At 62.3% G+C, this 19447-nt stretch carries 15 protein-coding genes; 4 read left to right on the top strand and 11 right to left on the bottom strand.

Features of this window, described 5'->3' with window-relative positions; translation table 11 throughout:
* Nucleotides 1-2 precede the first annotated feature (2 nt).
* On the bottom strand, nucleotides 3-1964 hold the full coding sequence (locus GFM02_RS04890; RefSeq protein ID WP_205930178.1) for an ABC transporter ATP-binding protein: 1962 nt from the start codon (nucleotides 1962-1964) through the stop codon (nucleotides 3-5).
* Between the two features lie 122 nt (nucleotides 1965-2086).
* On the opposite strand from GFM02_RS04890, the gene GFM02_RS04885 reads away from it, so the two are divergent.
* The 3 genes from GFM02_RS04885 (at nucleotide 2087) to GFM02_RS04875 (ending at nucleotide 6462) form a co-directional block, all read left to right on the top strand.
* Entirely contained in the window at nucleotides 2087-2704 is a 618-nt protein-coding gene (locus tag GFM02_RS04885; RefSeq protein ID WP_168266822.1) for a flavodoxin family protein, read from the top strand.
* A gap of 352 nt (nucleotides 2705-3056) precedes the next feature.
* On the top strand, nucleotides 3057-4463 hold the full coding sequence (locus GFM02_RS04880; protein ID WP_168320970.1) for an FAD/NAD(P)-binding protein: 1407 nt from the start codon (nucleotides 3057-3059) through the stop codon (nucleotides 4461-4463).
* A gap of 70 nt (nucleotides 4464-4533) precedes the next feature.
* On the top strand, nucleotides 4534-6462 hold the full coding sequence (locus tag GFM02_RS04875) for a hybrid sensor histidine kinase/response regulator (RefSeq protein WP_168320969.1): 1929 nt from the start codon (nucleotides 4534-4536) through the stop codon (nucleotides 6460-6462).
* Nucleotides 6463-6477: 15 nt separating this feature from the next.
* On the opposite strand, the gene GFM02_RS04870 is transcribed toward GFM02_RS04875, so the two are convergent.
* The 5 genes from GFM02_RS04870 to cyoA are packed head-to-tail and all read right to left on the bottom strand — an operon-like array spanning nucleotide 6478 to nucleotide 11555.
* On the bottom strand, nucleotides 6478-7242 hold the full coding sequence (locus tag GFM02_RS04870) for an SURF1 family protein (protein WP_168320968.1): 765 nt from the start codon (nucleotides 7240-7242) through the stop codon (nucleotides 6478-6480).
* A gap of 58 nt (nucleotides 7243-7300) precedes the next feature.
* Nucleotides 7301-7702 carry a cytochrome o ubiquinol oxidase subunit IV gene (gene cyoD / locus GFM02_RS04865; protein ID WP_164026795.1) on the bottom strand — a complete coding sequence of 134 codons (402 nt, stop codon included), beginning with the start codon at nucleotides 7700-7702 and terminating at the stop codon, nucleotides 7301-7303.
* Nucleotides 7699-8319, bottom strand: a complete 621-nt coding sequence (gene cyoC, locus GFM02_RS04860) for a cytochrome o ubiquinol oxidase subunit III (protein ID WP_025397699.1) — start codon at nucleotides 8317-8319, stop codon at nucleotides 7699-7701. The genes cyoD and cyoC overlap by 4 nt, the downstream gene beginning before the upstream one ends.
* Nucleotides 8320-8324: 5 nt before the next feature.
* The gene (gene cyoB, locus GFM02_RS04855) at nucleotides 8325-10328 is read right to left on the bottom strand and encodes a cytochrome o ubiquinol oxidase subunit I (protein WP_168266832.1); all 2004 of its coding nucleotides are present in this window, start codon (nucleotides 10326-10328) and stop codon (nucleotides 8325-8327) included.
* 42 nt (nucleotides 10329-10370) lie between these two features.
* Nucleotides 10371-11555 carry a ubiquinol oxidase subunit II gene (gene cyoA, locus GFM02_RS04850; RefSeq protein WP_168266835.1) on the bottom strand — a complete coding sequence of 395 codons (1185 nt, stop codon included), beginning with the start codon at nucleotides 11553-11555 and terminating at the stop codon, nucleotides 10371-10373.
* A gap of 379 nt (nucleotides 11556-11934) precedes the next feature.
* On the opposite strand from cyoA, the gene GFM02_RS04845 reads away from it, so the two are divergent.
* Complete coding sequence (locus tag GFM02_RS04845) at nucleotides 11935-13266, top strand: MFS transporter (RefSeq protein WP_020052918.1); 1332 nt, start codon at nucleotides 11935-11937, stop codon at nucleotides 13264-13266.
* Here the strand turns inward: GFM02_RS04845 and GFM02_RS34815 are convergent.
* From GFM02_RS34815 to GFM02_RS04820, 5 genes are all read right to left on the bottom strand, one after another.
* Nucleotides 13238-13498 carry a hypothetical protein gene (locus GFM02_RS34815; RefSeq protein ID WP_205930177.1) on the bottom strand — a complete coding sequence of 87 codons (261 nt, stop codon included), beginning with the start codon at nucleotides 13496-13498 and terminating at the stop codon, nucleotides 13238-13240. The two genes, GFM02_RS04845 and GFM02_RS34815, sit on opposite strands and share 29 nt — an antisense overlap.
* A gap of 91 nt (nucleotides 13499-13589) precedes the next feature.
* Nucleotides 13590-14057 carry a cyclic nucleotide-binding domain-containing protein gene (locus GFM02_RS04835; protein ID WP_020052920.1) on the bottom strand — a complete coding sequence of 156 codons (468 nt, stop codon included), beginning with the start codon at nucleotides 14055-14057 and terminating at the stop codon, nucleotides 13590-13592.
* A gap of 102 nt (nucleotides 14058-14159) precedes the next feature.
* Nucleotides 14160-16874 (bottom strand): ABC transporter transmembrane domain-containing protein, encoded by a 2715-nt coding sequence (locus GFM02_RS04830; RefSeq protein ID WP_168305679.1) that lies wholly within the window; start codon nucleotides 16872-16874, stop codon nucleotides 14160-14162.
* 182 nt (nucleotides 16875-17056) lie between these two features.
* Nucleotides 17057-18202, bottom strand: a complete 1146-nt coding sequence (locus GFM02_RS04825; RefSeq protein WP_020665315.1) for a glycosyltransferase family protein — start codon at nucleotides 18200-18202, stop codon at nucleotides 17057-17059.
* The gene (locus tag GFM02_RS04820) at nucleotides 18199-19446 is read right to left on the bottom strand and encodes a glycosyltransferase family 4 protein (RefSeq protein ID WP_168320967.1); all 1248 of its coding nucleotides are present in this window, start codon (nucleotides 19444-19446) and stop codon (nucleotides 18199-18201) included. The genes GFM02_RS04825 and GFM02_RS04820 overlap by 4 nt, the downstream gene beginning before the upstream one ends.
* Between the last annotated feature and the right edge of the window lies 1 nt (nucleotide 19447).

The following is a 19447-nucleotide window of genomic DNA, read 5'->3' as shown; positions in this document are numbered from 1 at the left end:
CGCTAGGCGCTCAAGACCTCGTCGCCCGGCCGCACTTGCAGGTCGTAGAGCGCCTTGTAGCGCCCGCCGAGCGAAAGCAGCGCCTCATGCGTTCCGCGCTCGACGATCCGGCCGTCTTCGACGAACAGGATCTGGTTGGCATGCATCAGCGAGCTCAGGCGATGGGCGACGATGATCGTCACGCGGTCGGCCGCATAGCGGCGCATGGCGCCGCGGATGCGCTGTTCGGTGGCGGCGTCGATCGCCGCCGTCGAATCGTCGAACACCATCACCGCCGGTTTCAGCATCAGCGCGCGGGCGATCGAAAGACGCTGGCGCTGGCCGCCGGACAGCGAAACGCCGCGCTCGCCGACGACGGTGCCGTAACCGGTGGGCAGGCCGAGCACGTAATTGTGCAGTTGGGCGCTTTCGCTGGCGCGTTCGATGCGGCCTTCCTTCGCCCATGGATCGCCATAGGCGATGTTGTTCTCGATCGTCGTCGTGAACAGGAAGGAATCCTGCTGCACGACGGCAACCGCCCGGCGCAGCGATTGCAGCGTCGCCTTGCGAATGTCCTGGCCGTCGATCGTGATCCTGCCGCCGCTGACGTCGTAGAAGCGGGGAATGAGATGGGCGATCGTCGACTTGCCGCTGCCCGGAGGCCCGACGATGCCGATCGTCTGGCCGCGCCTGGCTTCAAAGGAGACATCGTCGAGCACGGTGCGCTTTTCAGAACCCGGATAGGCAAAGCTGACATTTTCGAAGCGCAGCACGCCGTCCGTCATCGCCAATTCCTTGGCATCCGGCGCATCCTTGATGGCGATGTCGAGGTCGAGCAGGGCGAAGAGGCGCGAGCCGCAGGTGGAGGCGCGGGCAAAGGCATTGACCATCAGGCCGAGCTGGCGCACCGGCATCTGCAGGATGGTCATGAAGGTCAGGAACGAGGCCAGCGTGCCGACGGTGATTTCGCCCGACATTACCTTGCCGCCGCCGACCCAGAGCACCAGGCCCATCGCCGCGAAGAAGGAGAAGGTCATGGCGCTGGTGTTGGTAACGCGGATGCCGACACGCTGATGCGCGAGCGCGAGCGCGCTCTTCGACGCCGCCTCGAATTTCGAAATCTCGTGTTCGTGGGCGGCAAAGGCGCGCACGACGCGGATGCCGCCGAGATTTTCCTCCATGATGCGGGTCAGCACCGAAAGCCGCTCCTGCAGGTCGAGCCAGGTGGCGCGCAGCCTGAGCTGCGTCACCGACGAGCGCCAGCCGACGAAGGGTACGAAACTCAGCGCCAGGAGGCCAAGCACGATATCGGTCGACAGCAGCATATAGGCACCGATGCCGATCAGGATCGACAGCAGGATCATCCGGACGAGCGCGGTGGAAAAATACATGCGCACGCCTTCGAGATCGAGCAGACCGACGGTAATCAAGTCGCCGGAATGCACGGTGTCATGAAAGCTGAAAGAGAGCCGCTGGATCTTCTCGTAGCAGGCCAGCCGCAACTCGTAGCCGATGTGATGGCCGACGGCTTCGCTGTAATAGTTCTGCACCATGGTGAAGAGGCCGCGCAGCACGCTGGCGCCGAGCAGCAGCAGCGCCGTGGTTAGAAGCGCGTCCTGTGCCGCCTGGCCCGCCGCACCGCCGCTCATCGCCATCTGCGTGTGGTCGACGGCCTGGCCGAGAAGGCGCGGGATCATCAGCTGGAAGGTCGAGGCAACAAGCGTGGCGCCGATCGCAAAGCCGGATTGCCAGGGGTGGCGGAAGGCCATCATGGTGATGCGGACCAAGGTGTAGAGGCCTCGGCCCCAGCCTGCCGCAGTTGCAAGCGCCATCGAAGCCGAAGGCTTCGTCGCGCGTATTAACGCATCGCTGCTCACGGTATTTTTTCCAATAGATGTGTGGTCGGACGCTGGCCCGAAAAGACGGCAAATCCATGAAGGGATTGATAGCACCTTCACTTTTGCCGATTCCATTTGGGGGTTCAAGTAAAGAATTCACCAGTTGGTTATTTTTACGTGAGGTCTCCTCGTGTCCGGGCGGGAACAATCTGGGCGCGAACAGGTTGCAGCAGGCAAATGCCAACTGCCGACCGGTGCCGGAGAGACCCATGCCTCTGAAAGCTCTCGCCCTCAACGCCACGCTGAAGACCAGTGATACCAAGGACGCGTCCTCAACCGACCGGATGATCGGACTGATCGACAAGGCGATGTCCGCACACGGCGTCGTGACCGAGGTTGTCCGGCTGGCCGATTTCAACGTCAAGGCCGGCGTCACCTCCGACGAAGGCGCCGGCGATGACTGGCCCGATATTCGCGCCAAGGTGCTGGACGCAGATATCCTGCTGATGGCGACGCCGATCTGGCTCGGTCAGCCATCCAGTGTCTGCAAGCGGGCGCTGGAGCGCATGGACGCCTTCCTCGAGGAGACCGACGAAGGGGGCCGCATGGTTTCCTATGGCAGGGTCGCGGCCGTTGCCGTCGTCGGCAATGAGGACGGCGCCCATCATGTGTCGGCCGAGCTCTTCCAGGCGCTGAACGACGTCGGCTTCACCATTCCGGCGAATGCGGTCGCCTACTGGGTCGGCGAGGCAATGGGTTCCACCAATTTCGTCGATCTTGATAAGGTGCCGAAGGTCGTGACCAAAGCCGTCGACATGCTGGCGCGCAACACGGTGCATCTGGCCGGCCTGCTGAAAGCAAAACAATATCCGGGCGAGGGCAGCTGAGGTCGCTGCCGACCTGACATTTTTGAGATCAATTCGCAGTTCGGAATGCAAAACCCGGCCACACTTCCACGGAACACTTCTAAATTGTATTATATTTCAATAACTTGAAAAGATGTGGCAACAAACCTCTTGCCACCTGCGCCATTTAGCGCTTTCATACACTACCAATTCGATAGACTATGGACGAGCGTGATTGCTCCCCTAGTTCACTTGCGGGGCCGCTGGTTCGGACCCCGATGCCGCGGCAGGTGTTTTGAATGGCCGCATGAACCTCATCAACGCGTGAATCGCTGTTTTATGCGTTGAAACCTCGATCGACACACGGTGCGGATGAAGCCGCAGAGGAGTTGCGATGACGGTTCAGGGACTTTTTTCCGTGAGAGCCAATGCGGCGGCGCAGATATCAGCCGTGCCGCGCATTGCCATCGTCGGGCGCGGTTTTTCCGGTATGATGATGGCCATCGCGCTGATGAAGACGGTGCGCGCGCCCTTCCACCTGCAGCTATTCGACCCGAATTCGTCGGTCAGCGGCGGGCAGGCGCTGGCCTCGGCCCACTCCTCGACGATCCTCAACACCCGTGTGCGCGATCTCTCGGTCTCGGTCGGCGACAACGACGATTTCAACGATTGGCTCTGTGGCAACGCTGCCTTCCGCGCCGCCGTACCGGCCGCCATTCCCGGATTTCGGCAGATCTTCGTGCCGAAGGAGATCTTCAGCGATTATGTCTACCAGCGCTTTTCGGAAGCACTCGCCGCGCGCAGGGACATCACGGTCCAGGTCTGCAACGATCCTGTTGTGGCGATCCGTAGGAGCCACGGCAACCGCTTCCTGCTCGAAAGCGCCAATCCCGCCAATCCGCTGTTCGATACCGTCATCCTCGCCACCGGCTACGGCCTGACTGCGCCGGATGCCGGCGGTGAGGACGCTTCGCCAGTCAGAGCCCAGCGCCTCGTCGCGCGGCCGCATGCAGTGCTGCTCGGCAGCGGCATCCGCGTCGTCGACCAGCTGCTGCAGCTGCGCGATTCCGGTTACGCGGGCCAGGTGACGATCATTTCAAGGCGCGGCTTCCTGCCCCAGAGTCATACGCCGAATTCCGCCGATCCGGTGTTCCCGGCCGAAACGCTGCCGCAGAGCCTGCCGGAGATCGTGCGCTTCATCCGTGAAGCCTGTCGCGAGGCGGAGGAAGCAGGGCGAAGCTGGCAATCGGTGATGAACGGCCTCAGAAAACATGCCCGCTCGCTCTGGCGCTCGCTGCCGGCCCGCGACAAGCATCAGTTCAACCGCCACCTCAGGGCAATCTACGACAGCCATCGCAACCGCCTGCCGGAGGCCATGCACCTGCGGCTGAAACGCGAGCTCGCCGAAGGCCGCACGGTGCTGCGCCGTGGCCGGGCCGGCCGCCGGGGCTTGAGCGGCCTGTTCTTCACGCCGGCCGGTTCCGCTGCCGAGGAGGTTATCCATGCCGAGCGCATCATCGATTGCCGCTGTCAGGCGCCTGATCTTTCAGCGTCGCTGATGCAGAGCCTGCTTTCCGCCGGGCTTGCCATGCCGGACGAGCTCTCGCTCGGACTGGCGGTCAATGCGCGCGGCGAGCCCTTCCTCGAGGACGGTTCGACGGTTGCCGGGCTGTTTGCCGTCGGCCCGCTCGGTCTCGGCAGCCTGCCCGATATCGATCTCGTGCCGGAGATCGTCTCGCAGGCCTATGCCGCTGCCGAGCGGATCAGTGAGCGGTTCTATCCCCAGGTCAAGGCGGTCTGAAAATTCGCCGCCGCTTCGGAACCATCTGTCCGTCGCGGCGTTATAAAGCGCTGGTGACTCAGAGGGGCCGATGGAAGCGCTGAATCGACATGATACGTCTCTTGACGAAGAGGGACGCTTTCGCCTTCTGGTCGATGCCATCACCGACTACGCCATTTATATGCTGAGCCCCGAAGGCATCGTCACCAGCTGGAATACCGGCGCTCAGCGGTTCAAGGGTTACAGGCCTTCCGAAATTCTCGGCCAGCATTTTTCCCGTTTCTATCTGGAAGAGGATCGCGCCGCGGGAATTCCGGAGCGCGCTCTGGCCACGGCGGTCGAGCACGGCCGGTTCGAGGGGGAAGGCTGGCGCCAGCGCAAGGATGGCAGCCGCTTCTGGGCGCATGTGATCATCGATCCGATCCGCCGTCCCTCCGGCGAGCTCATCGGTTATGCCAAAATCACCCGCGACCTGACCGAACGCCGAGCCGCTGAAAATGCGATCCGCCAGAGCGAGGAACAGTTCCGCCGGCTCGTCCAGGGCGTCTCGGACTATGCGATCTACATGCTCGATCCAAACGGCAATGTCAGCAGTTGGAATTTCGGCGCCGAGCGGATCAAGGGCTATCGGCCACAAGAAATCATCGGTCGGCATTTCTCGACCTTCTATACCCCCGAGGACCGCGAAGCCGGCCTGCCGGAGACCGCACTCGGCATCGCGCGCGCCGAGGGCCGGTTCGAGAGGGAAGGCTGGCGCGTCCGCAAGGACGGCACCCGTTTCTGGGCCAGCATCGTCATCGACGCCATCCGGGACGACGAAGGCGATGTGCTCGGTTTTGCCAAGATCACCCGCGATATCACCGAGAAGATGGAGACCCAGCGGGCACTGGAGCAGGCGCGCGAAGAGCTCTTCCAGTCGCAGAAGATGGAGGCGATTGGTCAATTGACCGGCGGTATCGCCCATGATTTCAACAATCTGCTGATGGCTGTGCTCGGCAGTCTCGAAATCCTGAAGAAACGCATGCCGCAGGATCTTTCGCTGACATCGCTGGTCGACAATGCCATGCAGGGTGCCCAGCGTGGCGCCGCCTTGACCCAGCGCATGCTGGCCTTTTCCCGCCGGCAGGAACTGCACATGGAGCCGATCGACGTCTCCGGCCTGGTCCGTGGCATGATGGATATGCTGAGCCGTTCGCTCGGCCCCCTCACCGTGATCGAGACCTTTTTCCCCGTCAGACTGCCGACGATCCTGACCGATCCGAACCAGCTGGAGATGGCGATCCTGAACCTCGTCGTCAACGCCCGCGACGCCATGCCGTCAGGCGGCCGGATCGTGCTTCGCGCTTCCGAAGAATCGCTGCCGTCAGGCAAAACTCCGCTGCCGCCTGGCCGCTATGTCCGCATCGCGGTGATCGACGAAGGCGAGGGCATGGATGCCAAGACGCTGGAGCAGGCCATCACGCCGTTCTTCACCACCAAGGGTGTCGGCAAAGGCACCGGCCTCGGTCTTTCCATGGTGCAGGGCCTTGCGTCCCAGTCGGGTGGCCGCCTGATGATGAAGAGCAGCCTCGGCGAAGGCACGACGGCCGAATTGTGGTTCCCGGTCGCAAGTGTCGAACAGGCGACCGAGGCCGCTACCGACCGGCCGCAGCAGGAGGAAAATGCGCCGCGCCGGCTGCGCATCGTCGCCGTCGATGACGATGGTCTGGTCCTGATGAATACGACGCTGATGCTGGAGGATCTCGGCCATACCGTGTTCGAGGCGATGGCAGGTACCGAGGCGCTCGACATCCTGCGCAAACAGCAGGTCGACCTGGTGATTTGCGACCATGCCATGCCCCGCATGACGGGCGCGCAGCTCGCCCAGGCGATCCGCAGCGAATGGCCCGACATACCGATCATCCTCGCAACCGGTTACGCCGAGATCCCGCAAGGGGCCGACATCGTCGACTTGCCCCGCCTCGGCAAGCCCTTCTCACAGGCGCAGCTCGCCGAAGCGATCAGCCGGGTTGCTTCATAAGGATCGCCGACGAGGCTAAGGCCTTGGCCGAACCCGGCTCCCCCTCTCGCCGCGAAGAATGAACACCAGCAATGCCAGCACCATCGCCGCCAGTCCGTACCAGGTGATCGCGTAGAGGAGATGGTTGTTGGGGAAAGCGATGACGGTCAGGCCGCCGACAGGCAGGCCGCCAGGATTGGCCGTGGCATCGGCATCGATGAAATAGGGCGCTGGCGCACTGATGCCGCGCTTTTGCGTGATCGCCGCGACGTCGCGCGAATACCAGCGGTCGGCCGCGACGTCATTGGATTGCAGCAGCGATCCCTTCGGCTCCGTCATCCGCATCAGCCCGGTGATCGCGACCGGGCCTGATGGTTGCCCCTCGCGGCGCGTGGCCGGATCGCGCCGGTCGGTCGGCACGAAGCCGCGATTGACGAGGATTGATGTCCCGTCGGCAAGCGTCAGCGGCACCATCACCCAATAACCCGGACCGAGCGCGGTCGAGGCATAGACCAGCGTTTCCTTGTCGTGCGCCAGCATCCCGGCCGCGGTCACCCGCCGATATTCGTCATCGGTGGCATTGACCTTCTCCCGGTCGGCGCGTGCCGGTGCCGGCACGGGTGGCGCGTGCACACGCTGGTCGACGCGGGCGATGAGGTCGCGTTTCCAGGCCCGCCGCTCGACCTGCCAGGTGCCGAGTGCGGAGAGTGCCGCGGCAAGCAGCACCAGGCAGAGGGCGAAGATCGCGCGTTTGACCTGATGGCGCCGTATTGCCGATGTTTCCGAGGGAGCCTCGCTCATGCCTGAATCGCTGTTGGGCCGGACGGGTGGAGGCGGCGTTGCCGCCGCCTAGCGACAGTCACGGCATGTTCTTCATCATCTCGGGGCTCATCGGCATCATGTTGGTGTTGAGATGATGCATGACCCAGAGCGAACCGGAGAGCGCGATGGCGACGATGATGAGGGTGAAGATCAACGCCATGATCGTCCAGCCACCCTCGCTCCTGGTATTCATGTGCAAGAAAAACACCATATGGACGACGATCTGGATCGCGCCGAGGCCCATCACCAGCACCGCTGTCAATGCCGGGCTGTCGAAGACGCCTGACATGACCAGCCAGAAGGGAATGGCGGTCAGGATGACGGAAAGCACGAAGCCCGTCATGTAGCTGCGGAACGTGCCATGGCCGGCCTGATGACCGTGGCTGTGGCCGTGATGAGCCTCGTGGGCATCCTCATGTGCAGGTGCTTGCGAACTCATCCGAGAACTCCCAGCAGATAGACGAAGGAAAAGACGCCGATCCAGACGACGTCGAGGAAGTGCCAGAACATCGAAAGGCACATCAGGCGGCGGCGGTTGGCCTCGATCAGCCCGTGCATCGACACCTGCACCATCAGCGTGATCAGCCAGATGATGCCGAAGGTGACATGCAGCCCGTGAGTGCCGACCAGGGTGAAGAAGGAAGAGAGGAAGGCGCTGCGCGTCGGCCCGGCGCCTTCGTGGATCAGGTGGATGAACTCGTAGAGTTCGAGCCCGATGAAGGCCGCGCCGAACAAGCCGGTCACGCCAAGCCAGAACAGCGTTTCCGCCTTTGCGTTCCGCTCCATCTGCAGCATCGCGAAGCCGTAGGTGATCGAGGAGAAGAGCAGCATCGATGTGTTGAGGGCAACGATCGGCAGGTCGAAGAGATCGGCCGGCGAGGGCCCCGCGGCATAGTTGCGGCCGAGCACGCCGTGCGTTGCAAACAGCACAGCGAAGATCAGGCAGTCGCTCATCAGGTAGAGCCAGAAGCCGAGATTGGTGCTGTTCTCAGGATGATGGTCTTCCGTCAGGTAGAATTCAGGCTTTTCGGCCGTGTCGATAGTCTGATCGCTCATGGTCATCACACCTGCTCGGCAAGCAACGCGGTGCGCTTGCCTTCCGTTTCGGTCACCTCTTCGGCGGGGATGTGGAAATCACGTCTGTAGTTGAAGGTATGGCCGATCGCCACCACCAGCATGGCGGCGAAGGAGACGACCACCAGCCACCACATATACCAGATCAGGCCGAAGGAGAGGGCGACGCTGATGGCCGAGAGGATTGCGCCGGTGCCGGTGTTCTTCGGCATGTGGATCGGTCGGAAGCCTTCCAGCGGACGCGCATAACCGCGGTTCTTCATGTCGTACCAGCTGTCATGATCGTGCACCACGGGCGTGAAGGCGAAGTTGTAATCCGGCGGCGGCGAGGAGGTCGACCATTCCAGCGTGCGGCCGTCCCAGGGATCTCCGCTATCGTCGCGCAATTCCTCGCGTTTCATGAAGCTGACGACGATCTGGATCAGGAAGGCGGCGATGCCAAGCGCGATCAGGCCGACGCCGAAGGCGGCGATGATGAACCAGATCTGCAGCGACGGGTCCTCGAATTGGCTCACACGGCGGGTAACACCCATCAGGCCGAGCACATAGAGCGGCATGAAGGCGAACCAGAAGCCGATCTGCCAGAACCAGAAGCTCATCTTGCCCCAGAAGGGATCGAGCTTGAAGCCGAAGGCCTTCGGGAACCAGTAGTTCACCCCGGCGAACATGCCGAAGAGAACGCCGCCGATGATGACGTTGTGGAAGTGGGCGATGAGGAACAGCGAATTGTGCAGCACGAAGTCGGCCGGCGGCACGGCGAGCATGACGCCGGTCATGCCGCCGATGACGAAGGTCACCATGAAGCCGACCGTCCACAGCATCGGCACCTCAAAGCGGATGCGGCCGCGATACATGGTGAAGAGCCAGTTGAAAATCTTCGCCCCGGTCGGGATCGAGATAATCATCGTGGTGATGCCGAAGAAGGAATTGACGCTGGCGCCCGAGCCCATCGTGAAGAAGTGGTGCAGCCAGACGATGTAGGAGAGAATCATGATCACGCAGGTGGCGTAGACCATGGAGGCGTAGCCGAAGAGACGTTTGCCGGAGAAGGTGGCGACGACTTCCGAGAAGATGCCGAACGCCGGCAGCACGAGAATGTAGACTTCCGGATGACCCCAGATCCAGATGAGGTTGATATACATCATCGGGTTGCCGCCGAGGTCGTTGGTAAAGAAGTTCGTGCCCGCATAGCGGTCGAGCGACAGAAGCGCCAGCGTTGCCGTCAGGATCGGGAAGGAGGCGACGATCAGCACGTTGGTGCAGAGCGCTGTCCAGGTGAAGACCGGCATCTTCATGAAGGTCATGCCCGGCGCACGCATCTTGACCATGGTAGCGATCAGGTTGATGCCCGAAAGCGTCGTTCCGACACCGGCCACCTGCAGGCCCCAGATATAATAATCGACGCCGACGCCCGGACTGTAGGCTGCTCCCGACAGCGGCGGGTAGGCGAGCCAGCCGGTCTGGGCGAATTCGCCAATGAACAGCGACAGCATGATGATGATCGCGCCGGCGGTGGTCATCCAGAAAGAGAAGTTGTTGAGGAAGGGGAAGGAGACATCGCGCGCGCCGATCTGCAGCGGCACCACGAAGTTCATCAGACCGGTGACAAAGGGCATCGCCACGAAGAAGATCATGATGACGCCGTGGGCGGTGAAGACCTGGTCGTAATGGTGCGGCGGCAGATAACCCTCCGAACCGTTGAAGGCGAGCGCCTGCTGGATGCGCATCATGATCGCGTCGGAGAAGCCGCGCAGCAGCATGATGACGGCGAGGATCACATACATGATGCCGATCTTCTTGTGATCGACGCTGCAGATCCAGTCCCGCCAGAGCGGCCCCCAGAACTTGAAATAGGTGATGATGCCGAGCACCGCGATGGCGCCGATGACGACGCCGATGAAGGTCACGACCAGGATCGGCTCGTGATAGGGGATGGCATCGAGGGTCAACCGGCCGAAGACGAACTTCAGGAGGTCAGGATTGGAAAACATGGAACAACCCGTTCATTATGTCTTGCGACGCAAAGCGCCAGGTTAATTGTTGTTGTTGAGCTGCGCCGGCGCCGGATCGGCGCCGCTGTCCGTGCCGGGCATGGAATGACCCTCATGCTGCATGTCCATTCCGGGCGTGCTAGGAATGCCGGGCATGTCGTGCTGCATGTTGTTGCCGTCGGTCCGCTCGGCAGGCTCGCTGCGTGCCGGAGCCCCGGTCGCCGGCACGGTGGCGGCGGGCGCCACGATGCCTTCGTCGGCATGACGGTCGTCGTATCGCAGCTTCTCGCGGTTCTCGGCACTTTCCTTGCCGCCGCCGCCCATCATGTCGATGTGCATCATCTCGTTCATGCACATCTTGCCCGGAGCGGCGCACATGTTGAGGATGGCGTTGTAAAGGTCGCCGTCGGCGCCGGCATAATAACGCACCGGTTCCTTCTCGCTGGGCTTCTCGAGCTTGAGATAAGCGTCGCGGTTGAGCATCGTGCCCTGCTGCTTAACCTGCGCCACCCAGGCGTCAAAGCCCGCTTGGTCGAGGCCGTGGAACTTGAAGCGCATGTGCGAGAAGCCGCTTCCGCTATAATTGGCGGAGAAGCCCTCGTATTCGCCTTGCCGGTTGATGACGGCGTGCAGCTTCGTCTCCATGCCGGGCATTGCATAGATCTGGCCGGCAAGGGCAGGGATATAGAAGGAGTTCATCACCGAGGAGGCGGTGATCTTGAAATTGATCGGCATATCGACCGGGGCAGCGAGTTCGTTGACGGTGGCAATGCCGAGTTCGGGATAGAAGAACAGCCACTTCCAGTCGAGCGCCACGACCTCGACGATCAGCGGCTTGGTATTGGCCGGAATGGCGCGCTCCGCATCGAGGCGGTCGAGCGGGCGGTAGGGATCGAGCTTATGGGTGGAAATCCAGGTCACGGCGCCGAGCGCGATGATGATCGCAAGCGGCGCTGCCCAGATCACGATTTCGAGGCGGGTCGAATGGTGCCATTCCGGCGCATAAGTTGCGGCCGTATTGGAGCGGCGGTAGCGCCAGGCGAAGAACAGCGTCAGGAAGATCACCGGGATGATGATCAGAAGCATCAGCACCGTCGAGATGACGATGAGATCGCGCTGTTGCGCGGCGATGTCGCCGGAGGGCGCCATGACCACCATGTTGCATCCTGCCAGGAAAAGCAGCGGCAAGACGGATAGAAGGCGGGAAAACTTCACGAGTTTTAGCACGTCTCTAAGCTCTTGTTGTTTCGTTCGTTCCGCGACTAACGCACTGAACCTGATAGCGACATGAGGTGTTTGGTCGCAGTGCAGCAAGGATGCCGCACTGCGGCACAAATCATGGTGCACTACAGCTTTGGAATCCTGATGAAATCAAGAAGGATTCTTTCGCCAGCGCATGTTTCAAATCAATATATCCGCAAGAGCCGACCAAGCCAGCGTCCCCGGGAAAAATCGCGGTCCGGATCACGCTATTTTTTCCACCTACGCCTCATTTTGAGCCGTGATGATGAACTATTTACGTCTTACGGACTTGATAAGCCTGCAGGTTTGATCAAGATCAGGCTGAGGCGCCTTGCCGAAAGCGCTTCAACGAGGGAGGCGTTTCATGGCTACAACATCTAATTACGGACCGTCGTCGTCGTCGCTGGAACGCGACGCGCGGCGCATTCACGACGACAAGCCGGTGTCTCCTGGTAGTATCGCCATCGGCGTGGTGATCGGCCGCATGTCGGAATTCTTCGATTTCTTCGTCTACGGCCTCGCCTCGGTCCTGGTCTTTCCACAGCTGATTTTCCCTTTCGCTCCGGACAGGCTGACCGGCACGCTCTATTCCTTCGCCATCTTCTCGCTTGCCTTCCTGGCCCGCCCCGTCGGCTCCGTCGTCTTCATGACGATCGATCGGCTGTACGGCCGTGGCACCAAGCTGACGATCGCGCTTTTCCTGCTCGGCGGCTCCACGGCCTCGATCGCCTTCCTGCCGGGTTACAACGAGATCGGCGTCTGGTCGATCGCATTGCTGGCGCTCTTCCGCCTCGGCCAGGGCTTCGCGCTCGGCGGCGCCTGGGACGGCCTTGCCTCGCTGCTCGCGCTCAACGCGCCGGCCAAGCACCGCGGCTGGTATGCGATGATCCCGCAGCTCGGTGCGCCGATCGGTTTTGCGCTGGCCAGCACCCTGTTCGGTTATTTCGTCGCCAATCTTTCCAGTGAGGATTTCCTCTCCTGGGGCTGGCGTTATCCCTTCTTCGTCGCCTTCGCGATCAACGTCGTGGCGCTGTTTGCGCGTTTGCGGCTCGTCATGACCAAGGAGTTCGGCACGCTGCTGGAGCAGCACGAGCTGGAAGCAGCCCCCATCCTCGACGTACTGCGCGTTCACGGCCGCGACATTCTGATCGGCGCCTTCGTGCCGCTCGCAAGCTTCGCCATGTTCCACCTCGTCACCATTTTCCCACTCGGCTGGATGAGCCTTTACGGCAACCAGCCGATCGGCACCTTCATGGTGGTGCAGGTGATCGGCGCCGCGGTCGGCATCCTTACGATCATCGCCTCGGGCCTGATCGCCGACCGTATCGGCCGGCGCGCCCAGCTTGCCATCTGCGCCGTCATCATCGCTGTCTTCAGCTTCATCGGGCCGAGCCTGATCGCATCCGGCAACAGCGGCCATGACGCTTTCGTCATCATCGGCTTCGGCGTGCTCGGCCTTTCCTTCGGCCAGGCGACGGGCTCGATCTCATCCCGCTTCGGCCGCGGCTACCGCTATACGGGTGCAGCCTTCACCTCGGATCTGGCCTGGTTGATCGGCGCGGGTTTTGCGCCGTTGGTGGCGCTCAGCCTTTCCAGCCGCTTCGGCCTGACCTTCGTCGGTTACTACCTGCTTTCCGGTGCCATCTGCACGCTGGCAGCACTTGCCTTCAGCAGGGCGCTGGAGCAGCGGGAATAGACGGCGTCGAATAAATGGCCTGCATGGGAAACCATGCAGGCTTTCGTTTGTAGCTGGCATCCGAAAGAACATCAGATCGAAAGCAATTCAGTTTATCGCCGACAAGAATGTCGGTGTCGCGATAAGTCAGCTTGGTCAGATCGAGCATCAGACCGATTTGCTTGTCGATCAGCCGGCCCGGACGAATTGATGGAACGGGCGAACTGGTCATCTCACGCACATCTTTTGTCATGATCTGTCGTATTCGCCAATAAATCAAATAGGTGGGGAAATCTGGGCGCCTCGTCCACGGCGCACGGAATAGCCGCCGAAATCTCGAAACCTTACTGCGCCATCTGCGGCTGCTTCGCCGCGCGGGCCGCGGTCAGTTCCGCGGTGGTGTGGTTCAGGCGGTCGGCCAGCACCCGCATGATTTCCACCGCCATTTCGGGGAAATCGCTGAGCAGCTTCAGGAAGTGCTCCTTGCTGATGCGCAGCACCTCTAGCGACGAGGTGGCGCGGACCGTTGCCGTGCGCGAGACATCGCAGAGGATGGCAATTTCGCCGACGATGGAATTGGGTTCGACGTCGGCGACCTTGATCTCGCCCGCCGGCGAAGCGACGACGATATCGGCGGTGCCCGAGAGGACGACATAGGCGGCATCACCGACATCGCCCTGATGGAAGAGGTCCTGTCCGGCTTTGTAGGTCATGCGATCGGAGGTAAAGGCCAAAAGCTTGAGCTTTGCTGGCGCGATCCTTGAAAAGATCGGCACCCGTCGCAGCATTTCGACTTCGTCTCTCAACAGCATGAGCGTTTCAATCCCCTGACGCAGGGTCCGCGGGGACCAGGCGTCTGCAAAACTCCAAGGCGTCCCTTCGGGAACGCCCATTATCGCCGCCCCTATAGAATATTACGATAACAGTTCCTTGAACATCCCGTTTTTCTCGGAAAGTTCCGGATAGTTTCCAGCTTCCGCCAATCCGCCGCGGTCGAAGAGCAGAATCCGGTCGAACATCTCTGCCAGCCGGGCATTGGAGAGCACCCAGATGATCGCCGGCCGATGGCCCTCTTCGTGCAGGTTCTTGATGATATTGCGGGTGATCTGATCCTGAACGCGCTGATCGAGCGCCGACAGCGGCCGGTTGAAGATGAAATAGTCCGAGCGCTTCAACAGCGCGCGGGCCAGGTTCAGCTTCTGCCGCTGCACCATGGTCAGCCGCTTGCCGCCGGAGCCGACGTCGAATTCGAGGCCGATCGACAGAACGTCGTCATAGAGGTCGAGCGCGTCGAAGAGTTCGCCCATGATGCCGCGGATGCGATCGGAGGCGTCGGCCTGCTGATAGGCAATACGGCCGAAGAGCACATTGTCCATCAGGCTTGCCGAAGGCGTGAAACGCTCGGCGTCATAGCGCTCGATCAGCTCGGAGAGATCGGCGGGAATATGCTCGTGGAACTGCTTGCGGGCGCTGACGATCTTGTCCATGAGCTCGTTCGACAGCAAGCCGAAGCGGTGGCGCGGCTCGATATAGGCAAAACTCAGCCGGATGATGGCCGAACGTTCTTCCGGAGTGGCATCTTCGAAGCGGCGGCTTTGCAGCTTCTGCAGCAGCGCCTGGTAGGTCGGAATGTCGTCCGCCGTCATGAAGGTCAGTTGCTGGAAGAAAGGATGGTCCGGCGGCAGGTCGTGGAAGAGTTCCACCGCGTTCTCGGCGATCTCGAGGCCCATGGCGTAGAGATCGGTGCTGAGGCCGGTCTCACGGAAGAGCTGCTGGAAATAGGGATGCGCGGCAAGCCTGCGGTTGGTCATCAAAGGCCGCTTCATCGTGCCGAAGAGCAGGTTCTCTCCGACCGTCGCCTGGGCGTTATAGGCGTCGAAATCGAAAGGCACGACGATCGTGTCGAGCCCCTCGTCGCGCAGCCGGTCCCTGAGCGAGGCGCGTAGCGCGACGACGTGGTCGCCGAGCGCCACATGCACGTCGGTGTTGACGGTCGAGCGCAGCGCCAGATCGAGGATGTCCTGCGAGATCAGGACGGCGTCGAGCACCGGGCGGATCGCTTTCAGAATGTCGTCAGGCCCGCTGGCGCCGGCGGCCTTGTAGTCCACCCAGTCGCTGTTGAGGTCGAGCGTCGGATTGCCGGCCTTCTCCGCCTCGGTGGAATGCCATTTATACTCCAGCGCTTCCCGCTCGTCGTAAACAGGATCGGTCATCGGCGCATGTTTCAGGCCGTAGAGCAGATTGCTGGCGAGCGTGCCGTGGAAGAAGAAGGTGTCGGACGAGGCATAGGAGATCCGCCGGCCGGTGATCGATTCCGGCATATCGAGGAGATCGCGGCCGTCGATGGTGATGCGGCCGGAGTCCGGCCAGACCATGCGGCCGAGCGCTTCGGCGAAGGCTTCCGCGCCGCTGCCGTTCGGCCCGACGATCGCCACCGTCTCGTTCGGCTTGATCTCGACCGAGACGTGGTCGACGAGGCGGGCGCCGCTGTCGTCGGAGAGCGACAGGTTGGTGACGACGAACGCGCCCGTCAGCGCGCCGACCGGGGCGGTTGCGAGTTCCTGGATGCGGCTGTCGATCAGCGGCTCGACATTGAATTGTTCATAGACCTGCTGGTACTTCACCTGCACATCCTGGCGCATCTGGTCCCAGTCGATCAGTTCCTTCAGCGGGCCGGGCAGGTCCTTGTAGGCTGATATGACGGCGACGAGCTGGCCGATGTCGAGCCGGCCCTGCAGCGCCAGGTAGCCGCCGATCGCGTAAAACAGGAACGGCGTGACCTGGGCGAGGAAATTGTTGATGAATTTCACCAGGAATTTCCACTGGTAAAGGTCGTAGCGGATCGAGAAGATCCGGCCGAGCCGCGAGGCGATGTCGGCGCGTTCGAGGTTCGACGTGTCGTTGCCGTGGATCGTGCCGATGCCCTCGACGATTTCGCCGACGCGGCCGGAGAGCTCGCGCGCCGTCAGCTGCCGCTGGCGGCCGAGATCCAGCAGGCGCTTGCGCATGCGGGGAATGACGACCGCCTGGACGCCGACGATGCCGGCGGCGATCATGCCGAGCCAGAAATTCTGCACGATGATGAAAGCGAGCGCCGTGATCGCCTGGCCGCCGAGAAGGGCAGGGGAGACGAAGGCGTCGCCGGTGAAGCCGCCCATCGGCTCCACCTCGTCCTTGATCATGGTGGCGATTTCGGCCGATTTCACCCGCTTGAAGTGAATGGGCGGAAAACGCAGCACCCGGTCGATCAGCTCGAAGCGGATACGGCGCAGCATGCGCTCACCGAGCCGGCCCTTATAGGTGTTGATGTAAAACTTGAAGAGGCCGTTCAGCACCACCAGCGCCAGAAAAACCAGGCTGAGCGCCATCAGCATCTGGAAGCGGTTGAGCTGCAACCCTTGAAAGAATTCGACATGGCCAATCAGCGGCAGGTCGTAGGCAATGTGCATGAAGGTCTGCGTCGCGCCCGGACCTTCGAAACCGTCACCCTGGATCGGTCCGTTGACGATCTGCTTCGGCAGGTCGAAGGACAGGAAGTAGGGCACCATCGATGCAGCGACGACAGCCAGAATCCACAGCTGCTGCAGCCGCGTGTTCTTCCAGATGTAGCGGGCGAGGCTTTTTTCCATGGCTAACCGTCAGCTTGCTGGGAAATTCCGGGGGCGCGATCCGGGCGCCGGGACGGGGAGGAATTTTGAGAACAGGATCATGCAGCCGGACCGCCGATATCGCAATGAAAACAAGGCGAAGCGACCGGCTGCAAAAATGCCGATTCTCGCCGGAACATTGCTTATATCACAGGAATTTTGGATTAGGCGAGGGATTCGGCAATCATGGAGCGAATGATGAGGGCGGTTTTCTCCGCCCCGTCGAGGTCGAGCAAGACCGGCCCCCGTGGCTGTGCGGCGAGCGCCTTTTCGACTGCCTCCTTCACATGGCCCGCCGTCAGCCCGTTTTCCGGCAGGATATCGGCGAGGCCGAGCGCCTGCAGCCGTTCGGCGCGCACCGTCTGCTCGGTCTCGCCGCCAGCGACGAAGGGGATGAGGATTGCCCGGCATTCGGTGCGCAGCAGATCGCCGACCGTATTGTAGCCTGCCTGAGAGATCGAGACTTTCGCACCGCGCAGCAGCGAGGGAAAATCCTTGCGGAAGCGCACCAGTGTCACATTCGCCGCCGCGTCCTCGGAAAGCGCGGCGAAATCGGCCTCAGGCAGGTTGGGGCCGGCGACCAGCAGCCAGCGAAGATCGGCGGGCAGCAGCGCTGCCGCCTCTTTGGCCGCGCCGATCAGCGCGGCGCCGACCGCGCCGCCGCCCGCCGATGCGATGATGTCGAATGTCTCGGTCGGTTCCGGCGCCGGCGGGGCTGCGACGAGGCCGGTATAAAGCAGCCTGTCGGCGATCTCGGATGTCAGCGGGAAGGTGTCCTCAAGCCTGACGAAACCGGGATCGCCGTGGACGAGCACGGCATCGAAATGGTCCTTGACCAGCGTCACCGTCTCCGCGTCGCGGCCGGCCTTGCGGTTTTCCTGCAGGATGTCGCGCACCGAGCTCAAGAGTTTCGGCCGCGGTTCGGCCTTTTCGATCGCCTCGAGCAGCGGCAGCAGTTCGAAGCGCATCTGTCGCCGGCCGAAGGGGAAGGCTTCGATGATGACGACATCCGGTCTTGCGGCATGGAAGGCATCGAGCAGCAGCTGGCGGCGGGCATGGAGGAAATCCTCGTCCGCCGGCCGGCCCTCGGCGTCGGCGAGGCCGGAGAAACCGGCATTGCTGGCGACGACCGCCGGCAAGGCCACGGTCTTTGTGCCTTCGCCCGGAAAGCCCGGCACCGGCAGGCCGCCGGTCACGACAGTCACGTCAAAACCGTCCTTGACAAGCGCATTGGCGATGCGGCTGGCGCGGGCTATGTGGCCGATGCCGAGCAGGTGCTGGACATAGAAGAAGATACGCGGTGCCGTCATGACGCCTTCTGCCATTCGGCCTCGAACAGGCCGGTGAGCTGCCGGATGCTGGAGTGATAGTCGAAATGTTCGCGCACCTGGCTTTCGGCGGCGTCGCCAAGGCGCTTGCGCAGCGCCGGGTCGCGGATCGCCGCCTCCAGCGCGCTGGCCAGCTGCGCCGGGTCCTCGGGCGGCACGACGAGACCGTTTTCACCGTTCTTCAGGAGCTCCGGCACGCCGGATACTTCGGTCGAGAGGCAGACGAGCCGCTGGCTTGAGGCTTCGACCAGGACGTTCGGCAGGCCGTCGCGGTCGCCGTTGGCGGCGATGCGGCAGGCAAGCGCGAAGAGGTCGGCGCGGCGGTAATGATCGAGCACGTCTTCCTGCGCCATGGCGCCCTTCCAGACGATGCGGCCGGAAATGCCGAGTTTGGTTGCCAGCGCCTTCAGTTTCGCAAGCTCCTCGCCGCCGCCGATATGGTCCATGCGCCAGTGAAGGTCGGCGGGCAAAAGTGCCAGCGCGCGCAGCAGCACGTCGTAGCCCTTCTTCTCGACGGCGCGGCCGACGCTGAGGATGAAGGCCGGATCGTCGGGGTCGCTGCCGGTGCGGTTCGAACGCTCGCCGGCAAAATGGCCGAAACGGGTAAGATCGAGACCGTGGTAACTCAGGTGCACGGCTTCCTTGCGGGATGTCAGCGTCCGCATGTGATCGTAGCCCGTCCTGGTGCAGGTGACGGTCCAGCGGGCGCTGCCGAGTTTCTCGTTCAGCTCCCAGTCGGGCGACGTCCATATGTCCTTGGCATGCGCCGAACAGGTCCAGGGCGTGTCCGTGAGGATGCTCGCATATTCCGTCACCGAAGCCGGCGTGTGGATGAAATGGGCATGCAGCCATTCACCCTCGTCCGGCCATTCGCGCCCCAGCACTAGTGCCTGGCCAAGGCGGCGGAAGCGATTGCGGGAGATGTCGCGCTTGAGGTCGGCGAGGAAGCGTTTCATCAGCGCCTTGAAGCCAGGCTTGGAGAAACCGGCGATGAAGCCCTTCAGCACGCGGATCGGCTCCTCGTGCAGATATTCCGGTAGATAGACGACGCGCGCCTTGATCTCGTCATGCACGGGATGGCGTTTCTTGTCGGTCGGCCGGCGCATGGAAATCAGTGTCAGGTCGAAGCCGGCCTTTTCGAGGCCGAGTAGCTCCTGGGCGATGAAGGTTTCCGAAAGGCGGGGATAGCCTTTCAGCACGACGAGAATCTTGCGGCGTGGCGGCAAG

The sequence above is a fragment of the Rhizobium leguminosarum bv. viciae genome (genome assembly GCF_012276115.1).
Lineage (GTDB): Bacteria > Pseudomonadota > Alphaproteobacteria > Rhizobiales > Rhizobiaceae > Rhizobium > Rhizobium leguminosarum_T.
Note: the sequence above shows the minus strand (reverse complement) of the source record. Positions and strands in the feature narration are given on the sequence as shown.

Coding starts and splice junctions, on each gene's coding strand:
- GFM02_RS04835 (WP_020052920.1), bottom strand. CDS start 14,057: ATGCTGTTGAGAGACGAAGTCGAAATGCTGCGACGGGTGCCGATCTTT.
- cyoB (WP_168266832.1), bottom strand. CDS start 10,328: ATGTTTTCCAATCCTGACCTCCTGAAGTTCGTCTTCGGCCGGTTGACC.
- GFM02_RS04845 (WP_020052918.1), top strand. CDS start 11,935: ATGGCTACAACATCTAATTACGGACCGTCGTCGTCGTCGCTGGAACGC.
- cyoD (WP_164026795.1), bottom strand. CDS start 7,702: ATGAGTTCGCAAGCACCTGCACATGAGGATGCCCACGAGGCTCATCAC.
- GFM02_RS04875 (WP_168320969.1), top strand. CDS start 4,534: ATGGAAGCGCTGAATCGACATGATACGTCTCTTGACGAAGAGGGACGC.
- GFM02_RS34815 (WP_205930177.1), bottom strand. CDS start 13,498: ATGACAAAAGATGTGCGTGAGATGACCAGTTCGCCCGTTCCATCAATT.
- GFM02_RS04880 (WP_168320970.1), top strand. CDS start 3,057: ATGACGGTTCAGGGACTTTTTTCCGTGAGAGCCAATGCGGCGGCGCAG.
- GFM02_RS04825 (WP_020665315.1), bottom strand. CDS start 18,202: ATGACGGCACCGCGTATCTTCTTCTATGTCCAGCACCTGCTCGGCATC.
- GFM02_RS04870 (WP_168320968.1), bottom strand. CDS start 7,242: ATGAGCGAGGCTCCCTCGGAAACATCGGCAATACGGCGCCATCAGGTC.
- GFM02_RS04885 (WP_168266822.1), top strand. CDS start 2,087: ATGCCTCTGAAAGCTCTCGCCCTCAACGCCACGCTGAAGACCAGTGAT.
- cyoC (WP_025397699.1), bottom strand. CDS start 8,319: ATGAGCGATCAGACTATCGACACGGCCGAAAAGCCTGAATTCTACCTG.
- GFM02_RS04830 (WP_168305679.1), bottom strand. CDS start 16,874: ATGGAAAAAAGCCTCGCCCGCTACATCTGGAAGAACACGCGGCTGCAG.